Consider the following 23,939-nt stretch of genomic DNA (forward strand, 5'->3'; position numbering starts at 1 on the left):
TTCTGTGCTGGAGTCATTATCGGCGCGACGCTGACCTTGGGCTGCTAATTTCCCACAGGTAGACCACTGGCGGTTCGTTGGTCAAACTAACCAACGAACCGCCTTGGTCATAGGAATAATCAAGGAAAAGTATGATTACCAATCAAAGTGCAGCAACCGCCACGACTCTTGATCTATCGCTCGAAAAATTCGAGTTTTGCAAAGTTGCCGTGGTGCTGACGGGCTCAACGATGACCCAAATCATGCCGTTCTGGATGGACTGGGTTAGAGAAGCTGCGCCGAATACTGAGTTCAGAGTTATCATGCGTGAATCCGCTAAAAGATTCGCAACTAAACATGGTTTTGAAGCGCGTATGCGAACGCGGGTGCAGCAGGATGAATGGTCTGATGAAGTAATTGCAGCGCATATTGAGCTCGCAGAATGGGCAGATCTAATTCTTATTTACCCTGCAACGCTTGACTACATTTCTCGTCTGGCCAACGGTATTACCGACTCCCCTTCATTATTAGCCGCACTGACAACTAACGCTCCCGTCTGTATTGCGCCTGCGCTCCCACCGCGTGCCATGAACAATGAGATAGTCCGCGGCACACTTGAAAAGCTACGTGCACCGTCAAATTTCATGGTGATTGACCCAGTCCCTGGTAACAGTGAATCTAGCGAGGTTACCCACGCATGGGTCCCACCGGCGTTCCCTGATGTGCTTCGCAAAATCGAAGCTTTCCGGTCTGAGCACGCCGAAGTAAAATCAGAACCGGTTGCGACGTGAAATTACTTGAGAACGACGCATCACTAGTCCAGAGCGTGCAGACGGGGCTCCTTAAAACCAAGGTTTATTCAACCGGGGCAGCATTCCATTGGCTGCATGAACTTGGAGATAAGGCGCGCTATGCTTTTTCTGATCACACAGTTAGCTTTCAGGACACTCAGAACGAGCAACTTCTAGCAATCGGCCAAGGCGATGGAACGCGGCGCAAGTACGTGGTTACCGCTGAGATGACGATGCACACAGCACTCCACACACAGACGCCTGCGCAACTGAGAAAAATCGGAGTGCAGTGGGGCAAGGCCATTAATTTGGTACATGTATCGCCTGCCGGTGCAGCGCTAACACATGATATGTCCCCCCGATCTTTGCAGCGTTCGCAGGATTGGTTAAACGGTCAATGGAAAATTGCAAATAGGATCCTAGGTTCCAAGAATCTGTCGATACTCCGCGAATGGGCTCAATCAATGGCCCAAAGTTCGGACCGCTGTGTTTCACACGGACAACCGGGCATGGCCCACTTTCTTGTTTCGACGAACCCGAACGACCAGGTTCTGCTCACGGGGGAGGATCTTGGAATAGCCGACCCCCACTTCGATTTCGGATGGGTGCTTGGCGAACTTGCTGAGTTGGAAGCCTTTTACCCCGACCTCCAAGACAACGTCGCTGCTGTCCGAAAGGGATTGATGAGCGAAGTGCCGAACAGCTACAGCACCGATGAGTGGAACGTTTCATCGGCATATCGCCTGTCACAACACGCTTATGACTGGCACCATTATGCCGGTGCAAGTGAGGAACATGCAGGACTACTACTGCATCTAGCCGATCGATTGATGAACTCACTGAGCAGCAAAGTTTTTAGGAGGACCACATGTTGAAAGCTAAGGACAGTTTGGGCCAAGATTCCTTGAGCAAGACCTTGCCTCAAGGTACTCAGCTGATCTCCATTAGCGATCCACGCGCACTCACAACGACGGTGGTACTTGCTTTCCCTTCGGGGATGCGAGACGAATTGCCTGGTGAAGAGGGCTTTATGCATTTGCTGGAGCACATGGTTTATCAGGATTCACAGCGCTGCAGTTCGAAAGAACGCGAACAAGCGATTCAGTCGACTGGAGGAGTTCTCGGTGGGCACACCCATATGAATTACACCGAGTTTTATGAAACCGGGCTTCCACACCACCTAGAGGCAATGGTCGACCGCCTAGTTGAGCAGGTTTTCAATCCGTCGTTGAATGAACAACAAATTCTGGATCAAATCGCTGCTGTGGCTACGGAACGTCGACAACGTCTTTCCCAGGCTCCTGGAGAAATACTTCCGTGGCCTCACATGCTTCCGCAGGTGTGGGCTGACTTCGCCCACAGCCACGATGGGTCTGGAGACGAAGGACTGCAAGGGAAAGCAGAGGCTGACACCCTCCGTCGTATCCATGCCACTAGATATCGAAGCTCGGAAGCTGTACTTGTTGCGTCAGGGCCGTCAGCAGCCGAAACCATGATGAAGGTACTGGAACAGGCGGAAATTCCCATTCAACAGCCTCAGCCAGCTCGAAGCGAGCAAGGTTCTGCTTTGTTCCGCGGCAGCTCGGCCCGTCGCATAGGTCTTCCAAATGTAAAGCAGAAACGCGTGATCAGTGTGGCACCAATGTCGGATTCGGCAGGAATCTCGGAGCAATTGCTCGGCGAGACCATCTGCGCATCCATGCTGAGCTTGCTCAATGGGGTAGACGCTAGTGCGGGAATGTTCGGCGCGGGCGACATGACAACGAACGATCTGTTTGTTCTTATCGAAGATGGACCTGCCGGGCTCGGAGCAGAAGCGCGTATTCAGGCACTAAAATTTGCTGACGCCACTTTGACGGCACGGGCAGTTCAGCGTGCGATTTTCACTGTGGAGAAACAGATCCACAATGATGAGTCGCATGCCCGGTCAATAGCACGAGACGTACTGCTGCGACAGGACACCGCGTTCGTGCGCAGCTTCTATGACGCCCTAAAGGCCTTGGGAGAACAGCCGGCCCAAGCACGAGCACTGGTCGAGAAAACCAGTGAAAGTCTCTTGAACAGGTCCTGGCATGTCCTTGAACTTTTGCCTTCACAGGAGGAACAGTAATGATTGATACAGGGCATTCGATTACCGTAATCCACGACGAACGCTCGAAGTTCTCTACCCTGTCAGTAGGCTGGCGGTCTGGGCGCGAGACAACTAAACAGGCCCTCCAAGAACTTCAAGAAGCGGCGTCAGCGGTAGTTTCACAACTTACTCCGGTCTGGCAGGGATGGAGTGCCGACCCAGAGAGTATTCGGTTTTCTGCCATCATCGAACCTTCAATGGTAGGGCAATGGGCTCGCGCTTTTGAAGCTGAGATCCGCAGCAGGACCAGAAACGCACTCGGTAAGCCGGCTATAGCCCTCGTCTCCCCGAAGTATGTTGATGGCGCGCTTGAAACGACATTGTTGGAGTCTTTTGACGGTTGCCGTACCGTGGAAGCTACGCCAGCTAGAAGCAGTTTGAAACAAACTGCTTCTCAGGGATTCGAACAGGTTCTCGTCCATGGTATCGATCCGTCGGGGGTCACTTCGCCGGCTGCGACTTTCATGGCAATGTGCCTTCTCGTCGGTACGCCATTGAGTCTGTTGTACGCAGCGCTCAACGACTCAAAAACTGGTGCGATTCTTCAACTTGGTCGTGAACTGGAGAACGGGAATCCTACTATTTCCTGGAATATCGTCGCTCCGCAGAAAAATTCTTTAGCAGCTTCGATGAGCTTAGTCGAAGCCGTTCAGGGATTTAGTGCAGAGCAAAATCGAACTGCCGTGTCACAGGCACGAGAATTTGCTATTGCCAACCTAAGTAGGGCGTGGCGGGCTCCCTTAGAATTGGCAAACTCAATAGTTCAGTACGAAACCATGGGGTGGTCCGGAAACCTCATCCGATCACCACGAGAGAAACTGATAGAAGTTGATGATTCAGCTCTGGAAGCTGCGCTCAATGAGTTTGTTCGACCTCTGGAGGAAGTTCTTGGTAAATGCAAGTCATGAGAACTTTATGGACCATAAAGCTAGTTCATAGCCCGGGAACTAGCACGCAAATCTAGGAGCCCCTTATCAATAGCGGTTACTAGGATCTGGACCCTGTCGCGAACGCCAAGCTTCTCCATGATCTTTACGAACCTTGCTTTGATCGTTGATTCCGTTACGAACAGTTCGGTAGCCATTTCGCGGTTGCTCATGCCCTGGCCAAGTAACCGAATGACCTCCAATTCCTTATCGGTAAGAACTTCAAGCAATTTTTGATCGGGTGCCACTTCAGCTGGCACCGACTCAGAGATTCCGCTGACTACATGTCGTGTCACCTCTGGAGAGAGAACTGATTCGCCGTAAGCAACCTTATTAATAGCTGCTGTCAGCTCTTTAGGTTTAGTGTCTTTGACCAGATATCCTGAAGCGCCAGCTCTTAAAAGATCAACTACATATCGGTCAGTGGCAAATGAGCTCAGACCAAGAATAGCTATTTCCGGGAGCAGCTTATGGATCTCACGGGTTGCTGCAACGCCGTCCATTAGTGGCATCTGCATATCCATGAGGATCACCTGAGGCTTCAATGCTACGGCTTGCTTGATTGCGGCTGCGCCATCACCTGCTTCTCCAACGATAATGATGGTGGGATCCGCTGAGAGGTAATCTCGTAATATTTCTCTCGTCAAGGTTTCATCGTCGACAAGCAATACCGTGGTCACGGAGTACTCCTTAGTACTTATGAAAGATATGAAAAGTCAGAATCGGCAAAACCTAAATGACCTCGATTTTAATGCCACTCAAAGGGATTCTAATTAAGATAGACCAATTATCAAAATGATTTTCGACATGTGCATTGCCACCGAATGCTTCGCATCGAGCCCGCATGGCTTCCAAACCGGTGTTTGTAGACATTAGTGGTACTGCACTAGAAATCTTGTTTGAAGACTCTAAAAGTACTTGGTTGTCGGAGATTTCAAGACTGATGTCAACTGTTCCAGAAGTGGCCGCATGCTTGAGAATATTCGTTCCAAGCTCGCGAGCAGTTCGTCGAAGCGCTTGGCGGATACTTGCGGGGATTTTTCCAACGTTTCCGGAAATATTGAGGTCAACGATAAAGCCGGCATTACGAACTGCTGTAGCGATAGCTTCTATATCATGTACTAATGCAATGGCGGTGGTCGTCTCACCGGAACTCTGCAACATGACTTCGGAGGTAATGCCTCCAACAGGATCACTCAAAGGTGAGACATGGCTTGCGGAATCATCGTCTTGTTTTAAGACCAGCACCAGACTTCTTAGGTCCTGGAGGGCCTGTTGCGCAGCATCACCAATTCCTGCAAGTATTTGATTCGTTTTATCGGGATCCTTAACGAATTCGGCTCGGCGAGCCTGCATCGCTATGACAGTCACATCATGGGCGATGATGTCATGTAGCTCGTACGCTAGCTGTGTCCGTTCCTCTCTGCGGATACGCTCTTTCTCGAGCTTTAGCGACTCGATTTCCGCTGAGTTCGAAAGGTGACGTTTGTGGTAGGCGTTGAGCGCAATACCGGCGACTGCTGCTAGCCCAGTGAGGAGGCTTACGAAGAACGCTGGCGACAATTGCGGTCCATCAAAAAATAGCCTCAAGACTGGCAATCCGGCGACGGCAGTAATGGGGAACCAAAAGTCCTTTTTGTCCCTCATCTGGTAGCAGTATGAGAGCATAAGGAACATTGACGGGAAGATAAGGCCTAGAAGCAGCGCTCCAGACATTCCTTGAAATACGATGAGTGCTGTGCTGAAAATCCAAGTGATCGCACCAGGAAACCGGCCAATAGAAAGGGCCAAGAGCGGGGAGTATGGAACCGCGAGCCATAGGAACCCTGGGCTCGGCGCAAACTGCAATCCACCGGTGCTGATATCTACTAAATAGAGGGATACGGCGATGATTGCAGGCACAACTCGACCTGCGATCCCAGGCGACAGTGGATTCAACTGGTATTTCAAAGAGGTTGATAGATGCACAGGTTTCATTCTGTCATCGATTCTTGGCCTCCCTGAAATTCTTACGACATTTTCCATTGTGCAATGGTGAGCCGAAATACTCAGATTCAAGCCGAGCCAGCCAGTAGCCTTGGTTCTTGGAGCAATTAGTGAAGCGCGGTAACCTGTGGCGCCTGATCGATGCCGAAAACAAAAACCCGGAATGTTGTTCTTTTGTACAATATCGAAAATCAACCGTAGTGAAAATATTTATCTAGATCGGATCGGGCGAGCGGCTCGTTGATAAGTATTCTTTGAAAGGTTGATCTGTGAAAAAGTATCTTGTGCTGGCGGTATCGGTTGTGCCTTCGGTCTTCGCATTCGTTCCAGCTGCGCCAGCTACAACAGGATTCTGGTGTGCACAGCTTGGCTGGTGGTGCTAGGACAAGCCGGCCATTGCAAACTAGACCTCGAAGCCAATATGTATGTTTATGTGCCTTTTGGATTCGAATATCGAAAACCAGGCCCGTATTAAATTTGAAGAATTCAAACTAGCCGCATCCGAATACGTGGCACTTGGATAGTTGGATTCAGCGGCGCGGTATTCCGCAGATTGTTCATGAGGAACAGGCAGGTCCTTTGGCTGTTTGAACCGCAAGCAGCCTGCCTGTGCGGTAGAGAATCTTGGAGAACATAAGCCGGTGGCCCACTTCCCAAGAGGGGAAGCGGGCCACCTGTCTAGAAAAGCAGTTCAGGGTTTAGCCGAAGTACTTTTCCATGGTGCCTTCGTTGGCTTCACGCAGTTCATCCACGGTAGCGGTGAACTCGCCCTGCACCTCAAGGGAGCCGGACTGTGCATCGACGATGCCCAGACGTGCCACGGTCACACCGCGGGCGCTGGTCATGTCGTTGAAGCGGACCTCTTCGCTGCGCGGGACGGCAACCAGTGCACGGGCCTGGGATTCGGAGAACAGTGCAGTGAACGAATCGATGCCGTCGCGCTGCTTGATCTCATCCAGTGCCACGCGGGCGCCGACGCCGTAGCGCAGAACCATCTCAGCCAAGGCTGCTGCGAGGCCGCCTTCGGAGAGGTCGTGCGCCGAGTCGATCATGCCGTCGCGGCTGGCGTTGATCAGGATCGCGCCCAGTGCCTTTTCGGCAGCCAGGTCGACCTTTGGAGGCAGGCCGCCCAGGTGTCCGCGCAGGTTGGCGAACTCGGAGCCGTCCAGCTCATCGGCGGTGGTGCCGATCAGGTAGATGGCCTGGCCGTCGGCCTCTTCGCGCCAGCCCGATGGGGTGCGGCGGGCTACGTCATCCAGCTTGCCCAGGGTGGCTACCACTGGGGTCGGGTGGATGGCGCGGTCGCCGGTCTGGTTGTACAGCGAAACGTTGCCGCCGGTGACAGGGACGCCCAGCTCCATGCAGGCATCCGACAGGCCGCGGATGCCCTCGGCCAGCTGCCACATGACATCCGGATCCTCTGGGGAGCCGTAGTTCAGGCAGTCGGATACCGCAGCCGGGATCGCACCGGAGGTGGCGACGTTGCGGTAGGACTCGGCCAGTGCCAGCTGCGCGCCGGCGTACGGGTCCAGGTAGGTGTAGCGGCCGTTGGCATCGGTGGCGATGGCAACGCCGAGGCCGGTGGACTCGTCGATGCGGACCACGCCTGCATCATCCGGGGCGGCCAGTGCGGTGTTGCCGCCGACGTAGCGGTCGTACTGGCGGGTGATCCAGGACTTGTCGCACAGGTTCGGCGAAGCGATCAGCTCCAGCAGCGCAGCCTTCAGCTCATCGCCGGATTCAGGCAGGTTGGCGCCAGCTTCCGAGGAGCGGAAGGTGTCAGCCTGCAGCGCATCCTGCCATTCTGGGCGGGCGTACGGGCGGTCGTAGACAGGGCCGTCATGGGCCACGGTCTTCGGATCCACATCGACGATGACCTCGCCCTTCCAGGTGATGATCAGTCGGTCGGTGTCGGTCACCTCGCCCAACCAGGAGTACTCAACGTTCCACTTGGCCATGACAGCCTCGAACGCCTCGACGTTTTCAGGGGTGACGACAGCCATCATGCGTTCCTGGGACTCCGACATCAGGATTTCGCCCGGGGTCAGGGTGGAGTCGCGCAGCAGCACGTCGGTCAGCTCGACCTGCATGCCGCCTTCGCCGTTGGATGCCAGCTCACTGGTGGCGCAGGAGATGCCTGCGGCGCCCAGGTCCTGGATGCCCTCGACCAGCGAAGCCTTGAACAGCTCCAGGCAGCACTCGATGAGCACCTTCTCGGCGAACGGGTCGCCCACCTGGACCGCTGGGCGCTTGGAAGGCTTGGTGTCGTCGAAGGACTCTGAGGCGAGCACCGAAGCGCCGCCGATGCCGTCGCCGCCGGTGCGGGCGCCGAAGAGCACTACCTTGTTGCCCACGCCGGAGGCGTTGGCAAGGCGCAGGTCCTCGTGGCGCAGCGCGCCGACAGCCAGCGCGTTGACCAGCGGGTTGCCCTGGTAGATCGGGTCGAACACGGTCTCGCCGCCGATGTTCGGCAGGCCCAGCGAGTTGCCGTAGCCGCCGATGCCGGAGACCACGCCGTGCACCACGCGCTGCGAGTCCTCGTGGTCGATCGCGCCGAAGCGCAGCGGATCCATCACGGCGATCGGGCGGGCGCCCATGGAGATGATGTCGCGCACGATGCCGCCGATGCCGGTGGCAGCACCCTGGTATGGCTCCACGAAGGACGGGGAATTGTGCGATTCGATCTTGAAGGTCACGGCCCAGCCGTCGCCCAGGTCGGTGACACCGGCGTTTTCGCCCATGCCGACCATCAGGTCCTTCTTCATCTCCTCGGTGACCTTCTGGCCGAACTGGCGCAGGTGGTTCTTGGTGGACTTGTAGGAGCAGTGCTCGGACCACATGACCGAGTACATTGCCAGCTCAGCCGCGGTAGGGCGGCGGCCCAAGATCTTGACGATCTCTTCGAATTCGTTCTGCTTCAGGCCCAGCTCGGCCCATGGCAGTTCGACATCCGGGGTGGCAGCTGCGTTGCCTACGGTGTCGATGTTGAAATCCTGGCTCACTTCTTGCCTCCAACGAGGTGGGTCAAAACACTGGTGAAGAACGTCAGGCCGTCGGTGCCGCGGTGGTCCGGACCGTAGCCGACCTCGATGGCGTGCTCCGGGTGCGGCATGAGGCCCACCACGTTGCCCGCCTTGTTGGTCACGCCGGCGATGGAGCGGCGCGAGCCGTTCGGGTTCCAGCCCACGTAGGAGAACGCAATGCGGTTCTCGGCTTCCAGTTCGGCAAGGGTGTTGTCATCGACAACGTACTGGCCGTCCTGGTTCTTCAGCACGATGGTGATCTCCTGGCCGGCCTCGTAGCCGTTGGTCCAGGCGGTCTGGTTGTTCTCTACACGCAGCACCTGGTCGCGGCAGATGAACTTCAGGTGGTCGTTCTTGATCATCGAACCGGGCAGCAGGTGCGCCTCGGTGAGGATCTGGAAGCCGTTGCAGATGCCCAGCACGGGCAGCTTGGCCTCCGAGTTCGCTGCGTCGACGATCTTGTCCATCATCGGTGCGAAGCGGGAGATGGCGCCGGCGCGCAGGTAGTCGCCGTAGGAGAAGCCGCCGGGGATGACCACGGCGTCAACGTCCTGCAAGTCGGTGTCTGCATGCCACAGGGAGACGGCTTCGGCGCCGGCGGCGCGCACTGCACGTGCGGCATCGCGGTCGTCAAGGGTGCCTGGGAAGGTCACCACGCCGATGCGGGCACCGGACAGCTCGGGGCTTGGCGTCGAGTAGTCGCCAATCAGTGGAAGTTCGGTGCTCATTAGTCTGCGACGACCTCGACGTTGACGACGTCTTCGATGACCGGGTTGGACAGCAGGGTCTCGGCGGCTTCGCGGGCCTGAGCCAGGATTGCGTCGGTCACCTCGCCGTCAACGGTGAGTTCAAAGCGCTTGCCCTGGCGGACAGCTTCGAAGGAGTTGAAGCCCAGGCGGGGCAGCGCTCCCGCAATGGCCTTGCCCTGGGGGTCAAGGATTTCTGGCTTGAGCATGACATCTACAACGATGCGGGGCATCCGGCGTATCTCCTGTGCGCGAAGTGAGGTTAAATGCCACGCGGAGGTGCCGTCTCACACCTTGGGATTTGGCGCTCCGCGAGCTTGCAGGATCAAGTCTACCGGTGAAAGTGACGTGGGAAACCTGTCTGTGTGGCAAACAACTAATTCTTCTAGGACTTATGCATGTGATCTTAGGCTCACGGCTAAGCTGAACGGATGGAAAACTCCTTGCCAGCCACCTGTCCCTGCCGCGCGCTCGACGAGCACAAGCCCAGCTACGCCCAGTGCTGCCAGCCCTTCCACTTGGGCTGTCAGGACAAAACCGTGTTGCCGGAAACCGCTGAAGCGCTCATGCGTTCGCGCTACAGCGCCTTCGTGCTGCTGCTTGAGCAGTACCTGCTGGACACCTGGCACGAATCGACCCGCCCGCAGGATCTTCAGCTGGATGAAGAACTTGAGTGGACGGGACTGGAAATCATCAAGACCCGTTCCGGGGGAGCGCAGGCAAGCCGCGGCGTGGTTGAATTCGCCGCCCACTACGGCCGGGGCGCGAATGCCGGAAGCCAGCATGAGGTGAGCACCTTCGTGAAGGAAGACGGCGCCTGGTACTACGTGGATGCGCTCTAGGAGCTAGTAGCGGCTGACCTGGCGCAGCATGTTGACCATCTGGTTCTGCTGGCGGTCGCTGGCCAATTCGAAGGCGTTTGATCCGGTCTGGTCCTTCAGATTCGGGTTGGCGCCGTGGGTGACCAGCATGCGGGCAATGGTGACGTAGTTGCTGGTGCCCTGCCCCAGCACGATCGTTTCATGCAGCGCTGTCCAGCCCAGGTCATTGACGTGGTCTACGTCGATGTCGGTTTTCAGCAGGGCCCGAACGGTGCCGACCTGGCCGGTCTCGCAGGCCAGCGCCAGTGCGTTGCCGCCCACGCGGTTCGTTGCATCAACGTCTGCGCCGCGGGCCAGGAAGTGGGTCACTGTGGAAGTCATCCCGGTGGCGCTAGCATGCAGGAAGGGCGAATCCTGGTAGTCGTCCTTGGCATTCGGATTGGATCCCGCGTCCAGCAACTGCTTTGCCAGCGCGGCATTGCCCTTGCGCACAGCGAGCATCATCGGGGTGCGCCCTGCCGAATCCTGGGCTGTGACGTCGGCGCCGTCCTTCAGCGCCTTCTTGGCGTCTTTGATGCTGCCGTTTTGCACAGCGGCAAACAGCGCCCGGGTGGACTTGGACAGCTGCGGAGCCGCGCTGGGCAGCACCGTCACGGTGGAGCCGGCGGAATCCCCAGAAGACAGCGGAGCAAGGGTCGATGCCGGAGCCGCCTTGGTGGAGGCAGAAGGCTCAGGGGCCTGGGAAGAAGTTGCACTGTGGCTCGGCGCCGCGATGCTGGGCTCTTTCGAAGTGGAAGGAGCTGCAGATTCTGCTGGTTCTTGAGTTTGCTTGGCAGTTTTCGCTGGCGCCTGGGAATCCTGCGCCGAAGCAGTGGGAGCTGAAACAACATTTTCGGTTTGCGGTGCGCCCTGGCCGCAGGCGGTGCATGCGCCGAGGACTGCAGCGATGGGAAGGGCCAATAACACCACACCACGATGTGTTTTGACGTGCGAACTACGAAGTGCCATCTTTCCTTTCGCGGCCTGCCAACCTGCATCCCGGCCAACGCTGGCGCGGGATGATCTTTCTCGAAAACCATTTGATCCGAAATTGAGCTTAGCCCGGGAAGCTGAAAATTTGCGGTCAATCCGCGTCGAGAACTCTTGATGTGCGCCCCGGCGTTCTTCGCTAAAATCAAAGGCACCATGGAATGCCTTTATTTCTCCGCCTCACGCTGCCGATCCTGCACCCTAATGAACGTGCCCTACCTCGACCAGCTGCAGGGCAAAGTGGATCACTGCCAGCACCTGTTGGCAGATTTCGACACGCTGGCGTTCCTCCCCGCCCAGCCAAGCAATGAGGCCGGGTTCAGGAACAAGGCGAAGATGGTGATTTCCGGAACCACCGCGCAGCCGACCATTGGAATTCTCGACGCCGAAGGACACGGCGTGGACCTGCGCAACTGCGGGGTCATCGACCCGGCGCTGCGGGCCATGTTCCCCGTCATCGAGCGCTTCATCCGCGAATTGAAGCTGATTCCCTATGACGTGCCCAAGCGCAAGGGCGAGCTCAAGCACGTGATCTTGACGCTCTCGGACACCGGGGCGATCATGGTCCGCTGGGTGCTGCGCACCAAGAAGCACTTCGTGGCGCTGCGCAGCTCCCTGCCGCAGTTCGTCGAGCAGCTGCCACCGGGCTCCGTCGTATCGGTGAATTTCCTTCCCGAGCACAAGGCGGTGCTCGAAGGCGAAGAAGAGATCATCCTGACCCGCCGCACCACCTTGCAGTTCGAGCTCAACGGCATCCCCATGCACCTTCGCCCGCAGGGATTCTTCCAGACCAATACCCAGATTGCGGCGGCCCTGTACCGCCAGGCGGCCCAATGGATCAACGACGTGAATCCGGAAAGCGTTTGGGACCTGTACAGCGGCGTCGGCGGCTTTGCGCTGCACAGCGCAGCGCCGGGGCGGGCGGTCTACGGCATCGAGACCAGCAGCGAGGCAGTTGAAGCCGCCAAGACCAGCGCCGCTTCCCTGGGGCTGGAGGACGCGCACTTCATGGCGCAGGACGCCACCGAGTTCGCGCTGAACGCTGGATGGGCGCCGGACGCGGTGATCGTGAACCCGCCGCGGCGCGGCATCTCAGCCGAGCTCTCGCAGTGGCTGAACGATTCAGATGTTGAACACATCATCTATTCCAGCTGCAACGCCCAGTCGCTGGCGCGCGACCTCAAGCGCCTGAGCAATTACACCCCGCAGCTGGCTCGGGTGATGGACATGTTCCCGCAGACCAACCACTACGAGGTCATCGTGAAGCTGCAGCGCAGCGCGGCCTAGCCGCCGCGGCTAGCGGTCAAGGGTCGCGGTGCGGCGGTCCAGCCGGCCGACGATTTCATCGACCAGATGCGGGTCCACGTTCGGCTCGCGCCGGGCCTTGAGCAGCTCGTCGCGGGCTGCCTCCAGGGCGATGCCCTGAATCGAGTCTGCCTTGGCGATCACCGCGCGGATCTGCGTGTACTTCTCATCGGAGATCGCATCATGGGGATCCGGGTCCTGGGCCAGGATTGTATGCAGCGAATTCATGCGCCGGCGCACTGCCTGCTGGTAGTTCTCCGGCAGCTGCGTGAGCTCGATGTTCTCCTTCAGCGCCTTGATCGCCACGGATTCGGCGCGACGCGCCAGCATGCGCCGGGCCCGCTTGGTGTCCTGCTCGTTGTTGCGCAGCCTCAGCACGCGCATCAGCGACGGCAGGGCCAGGCCTGGGACTACCAGCGTGGTCAGCAGCACCATGCAGGCGGCGACGACCACGAAGTTGCGCGCCTCGATGGGGGAGCCGTCGGCGGTGTACTTCGGCAGCGCCAAAGCCAGCGCCAGGGTGGCCAGGCCGCGCATGCCGCACCAGGTCAGAACCAGGGTGTCCTTGGCCGCCGGAATCTTCGGGTTCGAACGGTTCGGCAGGTAGTAGGAGCCGAACATCCACAGCCCGCGCACCAGGATGACGACGATGCAGATGGCCATCACACCGGGGACGAAGCCGAGCAGGTTCTTGCCCTCTTCCTGGATGACCTGGTTCATCTCGATGCCCATCAGGCCGAAGGCAAGACCTGTGGCGAGCATTTCCAGAACTTCCCAGAAGGCATGGCGGGTCAGCCGCTCCTGGGAGTCCTGCGGCCGGTCCCGGCGCACCATTTCCAAGGCGGTGACGACCACGGCAATGACGCCTGAAATATGCAGCTCCTCGGCGATCATGTAGACGGCATAGGGGGCCACCAGGGTTGCCGCGCAACGTGCTGCAAGGTTCGGGACGAAGCGGTTGAGCGCACCGATAAGCCAGCCCATGGCCAGGCCGAGGATGACCGCCCCGGCGGCGCCGAGCAGGAACTGCGGGATGATTTCCAGCCCGACATCAGACTTGTTGACGGTGGCCTGCACTGCCAGCTGGAACAGCACGATGGCCATGGCGTCGTTGAACAGGCCCTCGGTTTCAAGCAGCGAGGTCAGCCGCCGCGGCATCTTGACCTTCGTGGCGATCGCGTCAACCGCCACGGGATCCGGCGGGGCGACGACCGCGCCCAGGGCCAAAGCCAGGGGCAGAGAAGTAATCGGGGCGAAGGCCCAGGCGGTGGCGGCCACGGCACCGGCGGTGACCACGATGAGGATCACCGCGAGCCGGATCAGCGCTTTCCAGCGGAAGCGGAACACTGACCAGCTGCTGCGCTGCGCGGTGGCGAACAGGAGCGGTGGCAGGAAGATGGGGAGTATCAGTTCCGGGTCAATGTGCATCTCCGGCATGAACGGGAGGAAGCCCGCCAGCATGGCGAAGATGAGCATGAGAATCGGATAGGGGAGTTTTATCCGCTCGCCAATACCCACGATCAAGATCGTGGCGAACAGCAGCGCGATTACCAGCAGGAAGAACTCCATAGTATTTAATTCTATGTTGTATGGGGTCTGAATCCCGGGTATTTGACCCTGTATAACGGCTCACTGATCCAGCAATAGTTCTGCCCTATTCCAGCGTTCTATGGCGCACCCGTTGTGTTTGCTGAAGCTGGTACTGATGGTTTTCCCCGCGAGCTTCCCGCTGATTTCGGCCTTCTCAGGTCCGCCGTAGATCTCGGTGCAGATTGCCTGCGGGTCGTCCTGGCTGGAAATTATTTCGGGCTTGTCTGTGATTAATTTGCAGGCATCCGCCGCATTGGGAAGCGTGCTTGAATCAAGGGCATTGGCTCCATTGCAGTCAAGGAGAAACTGCGCCGAAATGGCATTGCCATCCGCCCGAATCGTGATTTCCAGATGGGTGGGTGCGCTACTGGGCGCCTGTGCGGCGCACCCGGAGAAGGAAGCGGTGCACAGGGCGCCGAGCAGCACAGCTGCCACCGCCGATCTTCTTCGCATGATTCCCATGCGCTTCATTGTCCATCTGCCAACGGCGCAGGGCTAGGGGCAGAGCGCTATTCTGGCACGTTCAAGGAATTAGCGACTTCCAAAAGCCGCAAGCGCAGCGTTTCGGCGCGCTGCGCAAACTGCTTCTGCCGGCGGACGTACTCGGCTTTGCCATCCGGCGTTTCAATGCGGATCGGCTCGTGCCCCCAATCGCCCAGGTCATAGGGCGAGGCCTGCATGTCCATGGTGCGAATGTCCCAGGCCAATTCGAAGCAGTCCATGACCAGTTCGCTGCTGGCCGCAGGGGCGAGCTTGTAGGCCCACTTGTACAGATCCATGTTGGCATGCAGGCAACCTGGCTGCTCCAGGTCCCGCTGGCTGTCCCGGGTCGGTTGAAGCTCATTCAGCGGCGCCGCCTGCGGGGTGTAGAACCTGAACGCGTCGAAATGCGTACAGCGGATCTTGTGCGATTCCACTACGTCGTCGGTGCCCGAGGCGCCCAGGCGCAGCGGCAGGTACTCGTGGCGGATGCCGTTGACTTCAGACTTGTAGGCCATGGCCCATTCGTGCAGGCCGAAGCAGGCGAAGTTCGCAGGCCTGGTGATGGTCTGCGAGAGGATCAGTTGTGCGTAGCGGATATTCCCGGCACGCGCCGTGGCGAAAGCCTCGGCGTCGAAGGTGAACCCCGGTCCCTGCTCGGTGTCGACGCTGCGGTAGAACTTCCAGCTGGAGCGCTCTGCCGCCCGCTCACCGGTGAGGACTACATCGCGGCCCGGGTGCCAGCGGTATAGCTGTCCAGGCTTCTGCGTGTAGTAGGTGAACAGAAAATCTTCGATCGGATGCTTCTGCGCCTTCATCCGCCGTGCAACAAAGGGCTCGCCGAACACCCGCGCACGATTCTCGTGGGCGGCCGCCTGCTTGGTCCATTCGGCAGCAGAAAGGACGGTGAAGGTCTGGGGCATGCTTCAATTATCCGTTCAGACCTGCACCGAACTCCACTTTGGTTTCTGAACTCACAGATCCGACCCTTTCGCAAGAGATGCCGCCGCGCTTCGAGCGCCGACAGATCCCTGGCAGGTGCCTCCGGCCCCTACTATGTGGCGCCGCGTAGTTCTAGACTGCTCACTGTTGAACCTCGGAAATCAGGCAGGCAAAGGACGCGAACCTATGAACGCACCACAGTGGGAGCCGCCAATTGCGGCGGGAGAACATGAGCATCTGTGGGGAATGCTGGAACGGCTGCGGGCGACATTCCGCTATAAATGCGATGGGCTGTCGATCAGCGAATTGTCGTATCGGCATGGGCCGAGCCGGCTCAGCCTCGGCGGGCTGCTGCAGCATTTGGCCTGCGTGGAGGATGAAAAATTCACGTGGCTCATCGCCCGCAGCAAGCCGGAGACGCTGCTGGAGTTCAGGGACTCCCAGCGGGATCCCTTCGACGTGGACGCCGCCGATTCACGGCAGGTCTACGAGTTATACGACAGGGCAGTAGCCCAGAGCCGCAGGATCCAGCAGGGGCTGGAAGCCCCCGATGCGCTGGAGCAGCTAATCGCTGAGGAATTCGACGGCCAGCGCCCCAGCGTTCGGCGCATCATCTGCGACCTCATCGAGGAATACGGGCGGCATACAGGGCATGCCGACCTCATTCGGGAAGCGGTGGACGGGCGTGTTGGAGAAGATCCGCCGTGGGATTATGCGCCGGCATGGTTCACAACATAGCCAGCGGCATTAAACACTTGGGGCGGTGCACCGTTGAAGGTGCACCGCCCCACGCTGACGACGGATCTTTGGGAAGATTCCGCAGGATCAGCCCATCTGGATGACTCCGAGCAGAACGGCTGAAGCCAGCATGACCAGGCTGACGACCAATGCCCGCCACAAAACCTTTTTGTGGTGGTCGCCCAGGTCCACGCGGGCCAGGGAAACCAGCAGGAGGATTGCCGGAACCAGCGGCGACTGCATGTGCACCGGCTGGCCGGTGATCGAGGCGCGGGCCATGTCCACTGCCGGAACTCCGAAGTGCGCGCCAGCCTCGGTCAGCACCGGAAGGATGCCGAAGTAGAAGGCGTCGTTGCTCATCAGGAAGGTGGCAGGGATGGAAATCAGGCCGGTGATCACTGCCATGTACGGGCCCATCGAGGTCGGGATGATGTCAACCAGCCACTTGCTCATGGCATCCACCATTCCAGTTCCGGAAAGGACGCCGGTGAGAACCGCAGCGCCGAGCACCATGGAGACCACTGCGATGATTTCGCTGGCATGGGAGGAAATCATCTTCACCTGGTCGGAGACCTTCGGGAAGTTCACTACCAGGGCGAGTGCGGTGCCGACCATGAACAGGTAGGACAGCGGGAGCACGTCCACCACGAGCAGAACCATGATGGCGACGGTCAGGATCAGGTTGAAGTAGAAGGTCTTCGGGCGCAGGGTGTCGCGGTTCGGATCCAGCACGGTGCCGTCAAGGGTGGCGGCTTCGGTTCCAGTGCCCTTGGTGGCAACTGCTTCGAGCACTGCAACAGGGGAGCCGGACGTTCCGCCCGGAGTCTTGCCGCCGTTGCCGCCGGTGATGTTGCCGCCGCCGAAGGAGGTGCCCCACAGTTCTGGACGCTCGCGCTGCATGCGGCGGCGTTCAGCGATGCCCATCTGCCAGGCGAAGATGCCGATGACTACCAGTGCGATGCCCAGCGAAGGCAGCATGGGAACGAAGATGTCGGAAGCCTCGACGCCCAGCGCCGCGGCCGCGCGGGCGGTTGGGCCGCCCCACGGGACGATGTTCAAGGTGCCATTGGTCAGGCCGGCCACGCAGGTGAGCACCACTGGGCTCAGGCCCAGGCGCTGGTAGATCGGCAGCAGGGCCGCGGTGACCACGATGAAGGTGGTCGAGCCGTCGCCGTCCAGCGAGACGACTGCGGTGAGCAGCGCGGTGCCCATGATGACCTTGGCCGGGTCGTTGCCGACCAGCTTCTGGATGCCTGCAACCAGGCGGTCGAACAGGCCTACGTCGATCATCAGGCCGAAGTACATGATGGCGAACATCAGCAGGGCTGCGGTTCCAGACATCGACTTGATCGCGTCCATGATCATGTCGCCCAGGCCGAAGCCTGCCCCGGCGAACAGCCCGAATGCGGTAGGGACAATGATCAGCGCCAACAGCGGAGTCATGCGTTTGGTCATGATCAGCACCATGAAGGTGGCGACCATGAGGAATCCGAGTGCAACTAGCATTGCCCCGACCTCCTTTGGTGTTCAGGTGACACGTCGTCGTGGCACCCAGCGGAATGAGGATGCCTATTCAAGCTACGTGGCGGTGCTCACGCTGGTCCGGTTGTGCTATTTTCTTGACCCTTTTGGTTATTTGAATCTTTTTGCTCATAAAACTCGGCGGGCCGATTCTGTGGTTATGCTGGGTGCATGTCAGCTGTACGTTCAGGACCCAGGCACTTTGCATCGCGCATCATGCGTCTGCAATTCCTTGTGATCGGCTTCCTGATCGTGCTGGTCACGGCCGGGACCCTCTATGCCAGCTATGACAACGTCTTCCAGCGCGCGGAGAACCGCTCGTTGACCATTGCCCGTTCGGTGGCGGTAATGCCCTCGGTCATTGCCGAAGTCGAGCACTATGCGGGTGAAGACAAGCTGGATGCACAGCGCCTGAAGACCGGGCCGCTGCAGCAGATGGCGGAGGCGATCGTCGCCCGGGGCGAGGCATATTTTGTGGTGATCACCGAGGACAGGGGCTTGCGCCTGAGTCACCCGAATCCGCAGGAGCTGGGGCAGAAGGTATCTACCGATCCGGTGGCGCTGGCTGGAATCGAGGACGTGTCGCGTGATCATGGAACGCTGGGCGAATCGGTGCGTGCCAAGGTTCCAATATATTCTGCCAAAGGCATAGTTATAGGTGAGGTGTCAGTTGGTGTCACCACTGACTCGCTGACCGGTGCCTTGATGACCTCCTTTAGCTGGATTGCGCTCTTTGCAGTCATGGCCGCGGTGCTGGCAGTACTGGCTGGGCGATTCACCGTTCGCCGCCTCAAGGCCCAAACCCTCGGCTTGGAGCCGTCCGAAATCGCCCAGCTGGTCAGAGACCAGCAGGCGGTGCTCTACGGCGTGACCGAGGGAGTGATCGGCATCGGCCCCGACCGCCGGATCACCGTGCGCAATAAGGCGGCGCGCCAGCTTCTGGGCTTGCCGCACAGGACCCAGCTGGAAGACGTCGTCGGCCGGCATTTTGCTTCGGCCGGGCTGGATCCTGCCCTGGTCGCAGCGATTAGGGATCGGAACAAGGCGCCGGTCCGCTTAGCGGTCAACGGCAATTCGTTGATTGCCAAGGTCACTGACGTGACCCGGGACGGTGTAGATCTGGGCCAGGTGGTGCTGCTCAGCGATGTGACTACCATCGAGGCCTTGGGTACCAAGCTGGACGCGGTGCAGGACATGGCGGATGCGCTGCGCGCCCAGCGCCATGAATTCGCGAATAGGATGCATGCGGTGCTCGGGCTGATCAGCCTGGGCAAGATGGAGCAGGCGGAGGAATATCTGCGTGAGGTGATGGAAACCGGCCCCAAAATTGCGCAGGTTCCCGGCCTTGAAGCGGTGTCGGATGCCTATCTTTCGGCGTTCATCTCCGCTAAGGCGGTGCGCGCCCACGAGCTGGGAGTTCAGCTGCGCGTCTCGCCGCAGTCAATGCTTTTTGGCCAGATTGCCTCGGCCCACGATGCGCAGGACGCCACCGCGGTGCTGGGCAACCTGCTCGACAACGCTTTTACCGCGGCCCTGAAATCCGATGAGGACCGCTGGGTCGAGGTTGACCTGCTCTCCGAGGGCGCGACGCTTCACCTGGCGGTTTCGGATTCCGGGCCGGGAATACCTCCGGGCCTGGATATTTTTGCCCCGGATGTTTCCACTGGTTCAAGCCTCGGATCGACCCACGGGAAAGGCGTCGGGTTGCCTCTGATCCGCAGATTGGCGCGAGCCCGCAGCGGCGACGTATGGGTTGCGGATCCAGGAGGCTCAGGGGCGGGCGCCGTGGTGTGTGCGCGGCTCCCCGCCGTGATCGACGACGCGAAAAACTCGACTATTTCTCGCCACCTACGGGAAGGGAACGGATGATGAGCCAGAAGACCGCGGGGAACTACCGGGTGCTGATCGTCGACGACGACTTCCGCGTCGGCGCCCTGCATGCGGAAATGGTCAATGCGATTGCAGGATTCGAAGCGCTGGAGCCCATCCAGGATCCGCGGGTGGTGCCGAAGGCGATCTCCAGCCATAAGCCGGACCTGGTGCTTTTGGACCTCTACCTTCCGCATGTCAGCGGCCTTGAGCTGCTGCCGGCGCTGGGGGTGGATGCCATCATGATCTCCGCCGCAACCGAGCCGGAGAACGTATCGCAGGCCATCGCCCGCGGCGCCCTGTCGTTCATCATCAAGCCCTTCGATGCGAAGACCCTGGCCTCGAAGCTCAGAGGCTGGGCGAGGTACCGCCGACAGCTGGAGACTGCCGCGCAGCTGGATCAGCAGGGCGTGGACCGGTTGTATAGGACGCTGCAGGGGGCTGAAGAGTCTGCCGCCTCAAGCTCCGGAGCGGCGCCGACCGAGCAGGCGGTGCTTGCCTGTGTCAAGGCAGCGACAGGGCCGCTGAGCGTCGCCGAGGTCGCCGAGTCGGTGGGCGTTGCCCGGGCTACGGCTCAGCGCTACCTTGCCGCACTGGTTGCCAATGATGCATTGGAACTCCAGCTGGGATACGGCACGCGTGGCCGCCCGGAGCACAGGTACGTAGCGCGCTGATGCCAAGTCGCGACAACGTGACGAATTGTGACCTGCTGATGCACACGATGATTCACTGCATGAAATGCGGAAATTTAATCCATTAAATTAGAACCAAATTTAGCAAGGTCAATCTTGGCTAATCGAGACTTCGGATATTTAGGTTGCCCTTATTGTTGATCCGTGACTACTCAAACATCATCTGAACACGCACCAGCAGCCGCTATGTCAACAGGTTCCCAGCCAGCAGTCGTCCTTGCCGTACTGCGCATCGTCTTGGGCCTCGTCTTCCTCTGGGCGTTCGTCGACAAGCTCTTCGGCCTGGGCTTCTCCACCCCATCGCAGAAGTCCTGGCTGCACGGCGGCAGCCCGACTGCAGGCTACCTGGGCCACTTGGAAGGGGCGGCTTCCGGCTTCTTCGCTCCCATGGCAGGATCGCTCGTGGTCGACCTGCTTTTCATGCTCGGACTCGGGGCGCTGGGCGTCGGACTGCTGCTGGGGATCGGCCTGCGGGCCCTGGCGGTTGCCGGCACCGCACTGATGCTGCTTATGTGGCTCAGTGCCTTGCCGCTGTCGAATAATCCGGTGATCGACGAGCATATCGTCTATGCGGCGGCGCTGGTGGTGCTGGCCGCAACGAATGCAGGCAGCGTGTGGGGCCTGGGCAAACAATGGAATGCGCTTCTTGAGGCACAGAGCCCGGCGCTGGCGAAAATCTTCGCATAGCCCGGCTGTGGGGCGCACACCCTAGGTGGCGTCCCACAACCTGCGGTAGAAATCGATTTTCTGCTCATCGGGATCGATCCCATAGCCTTCATAAACACAGTGTTCGTAGCCGTAGCCGAAATTCCAGATCGTGCTCAACGCTGCGACCGACAAGTCGGCCCACCTGTCCCCGACGCCCATCGTACCCAGATCGACATGGCCAACGAGCTGGAAGCTTTCATTGAAGAGCGTATTCGGAGCGCAGGGGTCGCCATGACAGACCACAAGATCTTCATCGCGTGCTTCAGCCAGGAAACGCTCCCGGACTTCGTGGGGCAGCTGCGCCGTCCGGGAAGCAAGGCTCCATTCAAAGGGGCACTGCTGAACCGGGAGCTTGGCATGCAGCTCGCGCAGCCCCGCGCCCAGCACCCGGGCCGCCTCTTCGGGGTGTTCCCGACCGAATTCGGTCACGAGGCTGACCCCCGGCAGCGCGGCGGTGACCAGCAGCTGCCCATCGTCGAACTCATCGAACCCCAATACCTGCGGCACGCGAACGTAGCGCGAAGCCCATTCAAGGCGCTCAACTTCATGGCGCATGTCCAGTTCCTGCAGGTCCAGGGCCTTGGTGTCGGGCTTGGCGCTATGAAGCGGCGAGAACTTGGCAAAGCGGACCGAGGAATCTCCCACAAGCTTGAAAGTCAGGCCGCCAAGCTGGTTGCTCCACACGGGAATGATCTTGTCGTTGCCCGCGGCTGCCTGTACCTGCCGCGGCACGGGGATGTCTGCTGGCGGTGAAGTGGCAATGAACCGTGGCTTGCTGATGGGTCTATCCTTCCGACGGCGCTCCTGCCGGCCAAGCGTGGAGGCCATGACTTAAGCGTAGCCCCAGTGTACTTCCGAAAGTGTCCATCGGCCCCGGGCCCATGCACTCTACGCGCGGTGGGAAAGCTCCGCGCCCGCAGGGAAGATGCGCTTTTCCAGCCTGGCGTAAGACCGCATTAACCTTGCCGATGCCAGCCGGTCAAGGCGGGGCGGGATACTCTCGCCATGACTGAATTATCGCGCCGTAAACTTATCACCGGAACGCTGGCCACCGCCGCTCTTGCCATGGGCAGCACCCCAGCATCCGCCTTCGCAGCACCGCGCCTGGTGCGCCGGCGGCTGGAACTGACCAGCGGATTCTCCATGGGCGACGTTTCCACGCGAGATGCCGTGCTGTGGGCCCGCTCCAGCGGCCGCGGCCGGCTGCGCGCCCAGCTGCAGGCAATTGACGAGTTCGGACAGGTGATCCGGGGCCGCGGCCAGTTCAACCGCACGCTGCGCGGAGCCTGGGCCACCGAGCAGAGTGACTTCACGGCGAAGATTTCGGCGCAGCACCTGCCGGCAGGCACCAGATTTGCGGTGCGCATCGGCTTTGAAGATGAATTCGGCACCTGGGGACAGACCAGCACCGGACACTTCACCACCGCGGCCAGCAGCACCGGGCGCCGGAACCACGATGCGGTCCGCGCCCAGAGCTTCGTCTGGTCGGGGGACACCGCCGGCCAAGGCTGGGGCATCAACGAAGAGATCGGCGGCATGCGCGCCTATGCCGCCATGCACGCCACCAAACCCGACTTCTTCATCCACAGCGGCGACACCATCTACGCCGACGGGCCCATCGCCGCCGAAGTCGTGGAACCCGACGGACAGATTTGGCGCAACCTGGTCACCGAGGAAGTCTCCAAGGTCGCTGAAACCCTCGCCGAGTTCCGCGGCCGCCACCGCTACAACATGCTCGACGAGAACGTCCGCGCCATGTATGCGCAGGTGCCAGTCATCGCCCAGTGGGACGACCACGAGACCCACAACAACTGGTATCCGGGGCAGATCATCCAGGACGAGCGCTACACGGTGCACGACGTGGACATCCTGGCGGCCCGCGGGCGCCGCGCCTGGCAGGAATACCAGCCCATCGCGGACCCCCGGGCCATGCGCAGGGGCACCGGCTTTGAGGCCGCACGCATCTACCGCAAGATTTCGCGCGGACCGGCGCTGGACCTTTTCGCCCTGGACATGCGCAGCGCCAAGGGGGAGAACACCGCCGGGCTGGAAACGCAGGAAACTCCGATTTTCGGCGAGGAGCAGCTGCGCTGGCTGGTGGACTCGCTGGCCTCCTCCACCGCGACCTGGAAAGTGGTGCTCAACGACCTGCCGCTGGGAGTCATCGTGCCCGACGGCAAGGCGCAGGAATCAATTGCGAACGCAGATCACGGGGCGCCGCTGGGACGCGAGCTGGAACTTGCGCGGCTGCTGAAGGCCATCAAGGACCGCGGCGTGAAGAACGTTGTTTTCCTGACCGCCGACGTGCACTACTGCGCAGCCCACCATTACTCTCCTGAGCGGGCGGCGTTCAAGGGCTTCAACGAGTTCTGGGAGTTCGTCGCCGGCCCGGTCAACGCCGGATCCTTCGGCCCGAATGCGATGGACGGCACCTTCGGCCCCAAGGTCGATTTCTCTTTGGCTGGCACCACCAATCAGTCTCCGCGCGATGGCAAGGGCCAGTTCTTCGGACATGTGGACCTCGACGAGCAGGACCGCTTCACTGTCTCCCTGCGCAACGGGTTGGGCGAGGTCGTCTACCGCAGAACCTTGGATCCGCAGCGCTGAGGCTGCTGCGCTGGGCTTTCTACACAGAAACCGCGGGCGGCCAGCATTGCTGGCC

22 protein-coding genes are annotated in these 23,939 nt (G+C 59.8%); 11 read left to right on the forward strand and 11 right to left on the reverse strand.

The window, feature by feature from the left end:
- Positions 1 to 131 precede the first annotated feature (131 nt).
- From AUR04nite_RS17165 to AUR04nite_RS17180, 4 genes are read left to right on the forward strand one after another with little or no spacing between them, the layout of a single operon-like run.
- Positions 132 to 770 carry a flavoprotein gene (locus AUR04nite_RS17165; protein WP_141367421.1) on the forward strand — a complete coding sequence of 213 codons (639 nt, stop codon included), beginning with the start codon at positions 132 to 134 and terminating at the stop codon, positions 768 to 770.
- Positions 767 to 1,645, forward strand: a complete 879-nt coding sequence (locus tag AUR04nite_RS17170; RefSeq protein WP_141367423.1) for a phosphotransferase family protein — start codon at positions 767 to 769, stop codon at positions 1,643 to 1,645. The genes AUR04nite_RS17165 and AUR04nite_RS17170 overlap by 4 nt, the downstream gene beginning before the upstream one ends.
- Complete coding sequence (locus AUR04nite_RS17175; RefSeq protein ID WP_141367425.1) at positions 1,639 to 2,880, forward strand: M16 family metallopeptidase; 1,242 nt, start codon at positions 1,639 to 1,641, stop codon at positions 2,878 to 2,880. Before AUR04nite_RS17170 ends, AUR04nite_RS17175 begins: the two co-directional genes overlap by 7 nt.
- On the forward strand, positions 2,880 to 3,809 hold the full coding sequence (locus AUR04nite_RS17180) for a hypothetical protein (RefSeq protein ID WP_141367427.1): 930 nt from the start codon (positions 2,880 to 2,882) through the stop codon (positions 3,807 to 3,809). The genes AUR04nite_RS17175 and AUR04nite_RS17180 overlap by 1 nt, the downstream gene beginning before the upstream one ends.
- Before the next feature lie 20 nt (positions 3,810 to 3,829).
- Here AUR04nite_RS17180 and AUR04nite_RS17185 read toward each other — a convergent pair whose 3' ends face one another.
- From AUR04nite_RS17185 to purS, 5 genes are all read right to left on the reverse strand, one after another.
- The gene (locus AUR04nite_RS17185) at positions 3,830 to 4,507 is read right to left on the reverse strand and encodes a response regulator (protein ID WP_141367429.1); all 678 of its coding nucleotides are present in this window, start codon (positions 4,505 to 4,507) and stop codon (positions 3,830 to 3,832) included.
- Between the two features lie 52 nt (positions 4,508 to 4,559).
- On the reverse strand, positions 4,560 to 5,795 hold the full coding sequence (locus tag AUR04nite_RS17190; protein WP_170184264.1) for a sensor histidine kinase: 1,236 nt from the start codon (positions 5,793 to 5,795) through the stop codon (positions 4,560 to 4,562).
- A gap of 716 nt (positions 5,796 to 6,511) precedes the next feature.
- Positions 6,512 to 8,815, reverse strand: a complete 2,304-nt coding sequence (purL, locus tag AUR04nite_RS17195; RefSeq protein WP_141367433.1) for a phosphoribosylformylglycinamidine synthase subunit PurL — start codon at positions 8,813 to 8,815, stop codon at positions 6,512 to 6,514.
- The gene (purQ, locus tag AUR04nite_RS17200; protein ID WP_141367435.1) at positions 8,812 to 9,564 is read right to left on the reverse strand and encodes a phosphoribosylformylglycinamidine synthase subunit PurQ; all 753 of its coding nucleotides are present in this window, start codon (positions 9,562 to 9,564) and stop codon (positions 8,812 to 8,814) included. The genes purL and purQ overlap by 4 nt, the downstream gene beginning before the upstream one ends.
- On the reverse strand, positions 9,564 to 9,815 hold the full coding sequence (gene purS / locus AUR04nite_RS17205; RefSeq protein WP_047118085.1) for a phosphoribosylformylglycinamidine synthase subunit PurS: 252 nt from the start codon (positions 9,813 to 9,815) through the stop codon (positions 9,564 to 9,566). Before purS ends, purQ begins: the two co-directional genes overlap by 1 nt.
- 198 nt (positions 9,816 to 10,013) lie before the next feature.
- Between purS and AUR04nite_RS17210 the strand changes: the two genes are divergently transcribed.
- Complete coding sequence (locus AUR04nite_RS17210; protein ID WP_141367437.1) at positions 10,014 to 10,424, forward strand: YchJ family protein; 411 nt, start codon at positions 10,014 to 10,016, stop codon at positions 10,422 to 10,424.
- A gap of 3 nt (positions 10,425 to 10,427) precedes the next feature.
- Here AUR04nite_RS17210 and AUR04nite_RS17215 read toward each other — a convergent pair whose 3' ends face one another.
- The gene (locus tag AUR04nite_RS17215) at positions 10,428 to 11,411 is read right to left on the reverse strand and encodes an ankyrin repeat domain-containing protein (RefSeq protein ID WP_141367439.1); all 984 of its coding nucleotides are present in this window, start codon (positions 11,409 to 11,411) and stop codon (positions 10,428 to 10,430) included.
- A 177-nt stretch (positions 11,412 to 11,588) separates the two neighbouring features.
- On the opposite strand from AUR04nite_RS17215, the gene rlmC reads away from it, so the two are divergent.
- Positions 11,589 to 12,719 carry a 23S rRNA (uracil(747)-C(5))-methyltransferase RlmC gene (rlmC, locus tag AUR04nite_RS17220; protein ID WP_141367441.1) on the forward strand — a complete coding sequence of 377 codons (1,131 nt, stop codon included), beginning with the start codon at positions 11,589 to 11,591 and terminating at the stop codon, positions 12,717 to 12,719.
- A gap of 9 nt (positions 12,720 to 12,728) precedes the next feature.
- Here rlmC and AUR04nite_RS17225 read toward each other — a convergent pair whose 3' ends face one another.
- The 3 genes from AUR04nite_RS17225 to AUR04nite_RS17235 are packed head-to-tail and all read right to left on the reverse strand — an operon-like array spanning position 12,729 to position 15,730.
- Entirely contained in the window at positions 12,729 to 14,306 is a 1,578-nt protein-coding gene (locus AUR04nite_RS17225) for a cation:proton antiporter (RefSeq protein ID WP_141367443.1), read from the reverse strand.
- A 60-nt stretch (positions 14,307 to 14,366) separates the two neighbouring features.
- Positions 14,367 to 14,780 carry a subtilase-type protease inhibitor gene (locus AUR04nite_RS17230; protein WP_218024702.1) on the reverse strand — a complete coding sequence of 138 codons (414 nt, stop codon included), beginning with the start codon at positions 14,778 to 14,780 and terminating at the stop codon, positions 14,367 to 14,369.
- A gap of 56 nt (positions 14,781 to 14,836) precedes the next feature.
- Positions 14,837 to 15,730 (reverse strand): 3-methyladenine DNA glycosylase, encoded by an 894-nt coding sequence (locus tag AUR04nite_RS17235; protein WP_141367447.1) that lies wholly within the window; start codon positions 15,728 to 15,730, stop codon positions 14,837 to 14,839.
- 205 nt (positions 15,731 to 15,935) lie between these two features.
- Here AUR04nite_RS17235 and AUR04nite_RS17240 point away from each other — a divergent pair, with 205 nt between their 5' ends.
- On the forward strand, positions 15,936 to 16,487 hold the full coding sequence (locus AUR04nite_RS17240; RefSeq protein WP_141367449.1) for a mycothiol transferase: 552 nt from the start codon (positions 15,936 to 15,938) through the stop codon (positions 16,485 to 16,487).
- Between the two features lie 87 nt (positions 16,488 to 16,574).
- Here the strand turns inward: AUR04nite_RS17240 and AUR04nite_RS17245 are convergent, their stop codons facing one another.
- Positions 16,575 to 17,993: a CitMHS family transporter gene (locus tag AUR04nite_RS17245; protein WP_141367451.1), complete on the reverse strand. Its 1,419-nt coding sequence runs from the start codon at positions 17,991 to 17,993 to the stop codon at positions 16,575 to 16,577.
- 186 nt (positions 17,994 to 18,179) lie between these two features.
- On the opposite strand from AUR04nite_RS17245, the gene AUR04nite_RS17250 reads away from it, so the two are divergent.
- The 3 genes from AUR04nite_RS17250 to AUR04nite_RS17260 all read left to right on the forward strand — a co-directional run bounded on the left by AUR04nite_RS17250 (position 18,180) and on the right by AUR04nite_RS17260 (position 21,256).
- Positions 18,180 to 19,877, forward strand: coding sequence for a sensor histidine kinase (locus AUR04nite_RS17250; protein ID WP_141367453.1), 1,698 nt, complete (start codon positions 18,180 to 18,182; stop codon positions 19,875 to 19,877).
- Complete coding sequence (locus AUR04nite_RS17255; RefSeq protein WP_141367455.1) at positions 19,877 to 20,551, forward strand: response regulator; 675 nt, start codon at positions 19,877 to 19,879, stop codon at positions 20,549 to 20,551. The genes AUR04nite_RS17250 and AUR04nite_RS17255 overlap by 1 nt, the downstream gene beginning before the upstream one ends.
- Positions 20,552 to 20,755: 204 nt before the next feature.
- On the forward strand, positions 20,756 to 21,256 hold the full coding sequence (locus AUR04nite_RS17260) for a hypothetical protein (RefSeq protein ID WP_218024703.1): 501 nt from the start codon (positions 20,756 to 20,758) through the stop codon (positions 21,254 to 21,256).
- Positions 21,257 to 21,277: 21 nt separating this feature from the next.
- Here the strand turns inward: AUR04nite_RS17260 and AUR04nite_RS17265 are convergent, their stop codons facing one another.
- The gene (locus AUR04nite_RS17265) at positions 21,278 to 22,105 is read right to left on the reverse strand and encodes an aminoglycoside 3'-phosphotransferase (protein ID WP_141367460.1); all 828 of its coding nucleotides are present in this window, start codon (positions 22,103 to 22,105) and stop codon (positions 21,278 to 21,280) included.
- 177 nt (positions 22,106 to 22,282) lie between these two features.
- On the opposite strand from AUR04nite_RS17265, the gene AUR04nite_RS17270 reads away from it, so the two are divergent.
- Positions 22,283 to 23,884, forward strand: a complete 1,602-nt coding sequence (locus AUR04nite_RS17270; protein ID WP_141367462.1) for an alkaline phosphatase D family protein — start codon at positions 22,283 to 22,285, stop codon at positions 23,882 to 23,884.
- The last annotated feature ends 55 nt before the right edge of the window (positions 23,885 to 23,939 follow it).

The sequence above is a fragment of the Glutamicibacter uratoxydans genome (genome assembly GCF_006539925.1).
GTDB classification, from domain to species: Bacteria; Actinomycetota; Actinomycetes; order Actinomycetales; family Micrococcaceae; genus Glutamicibacter; species Glutamicibacter uratoxydans.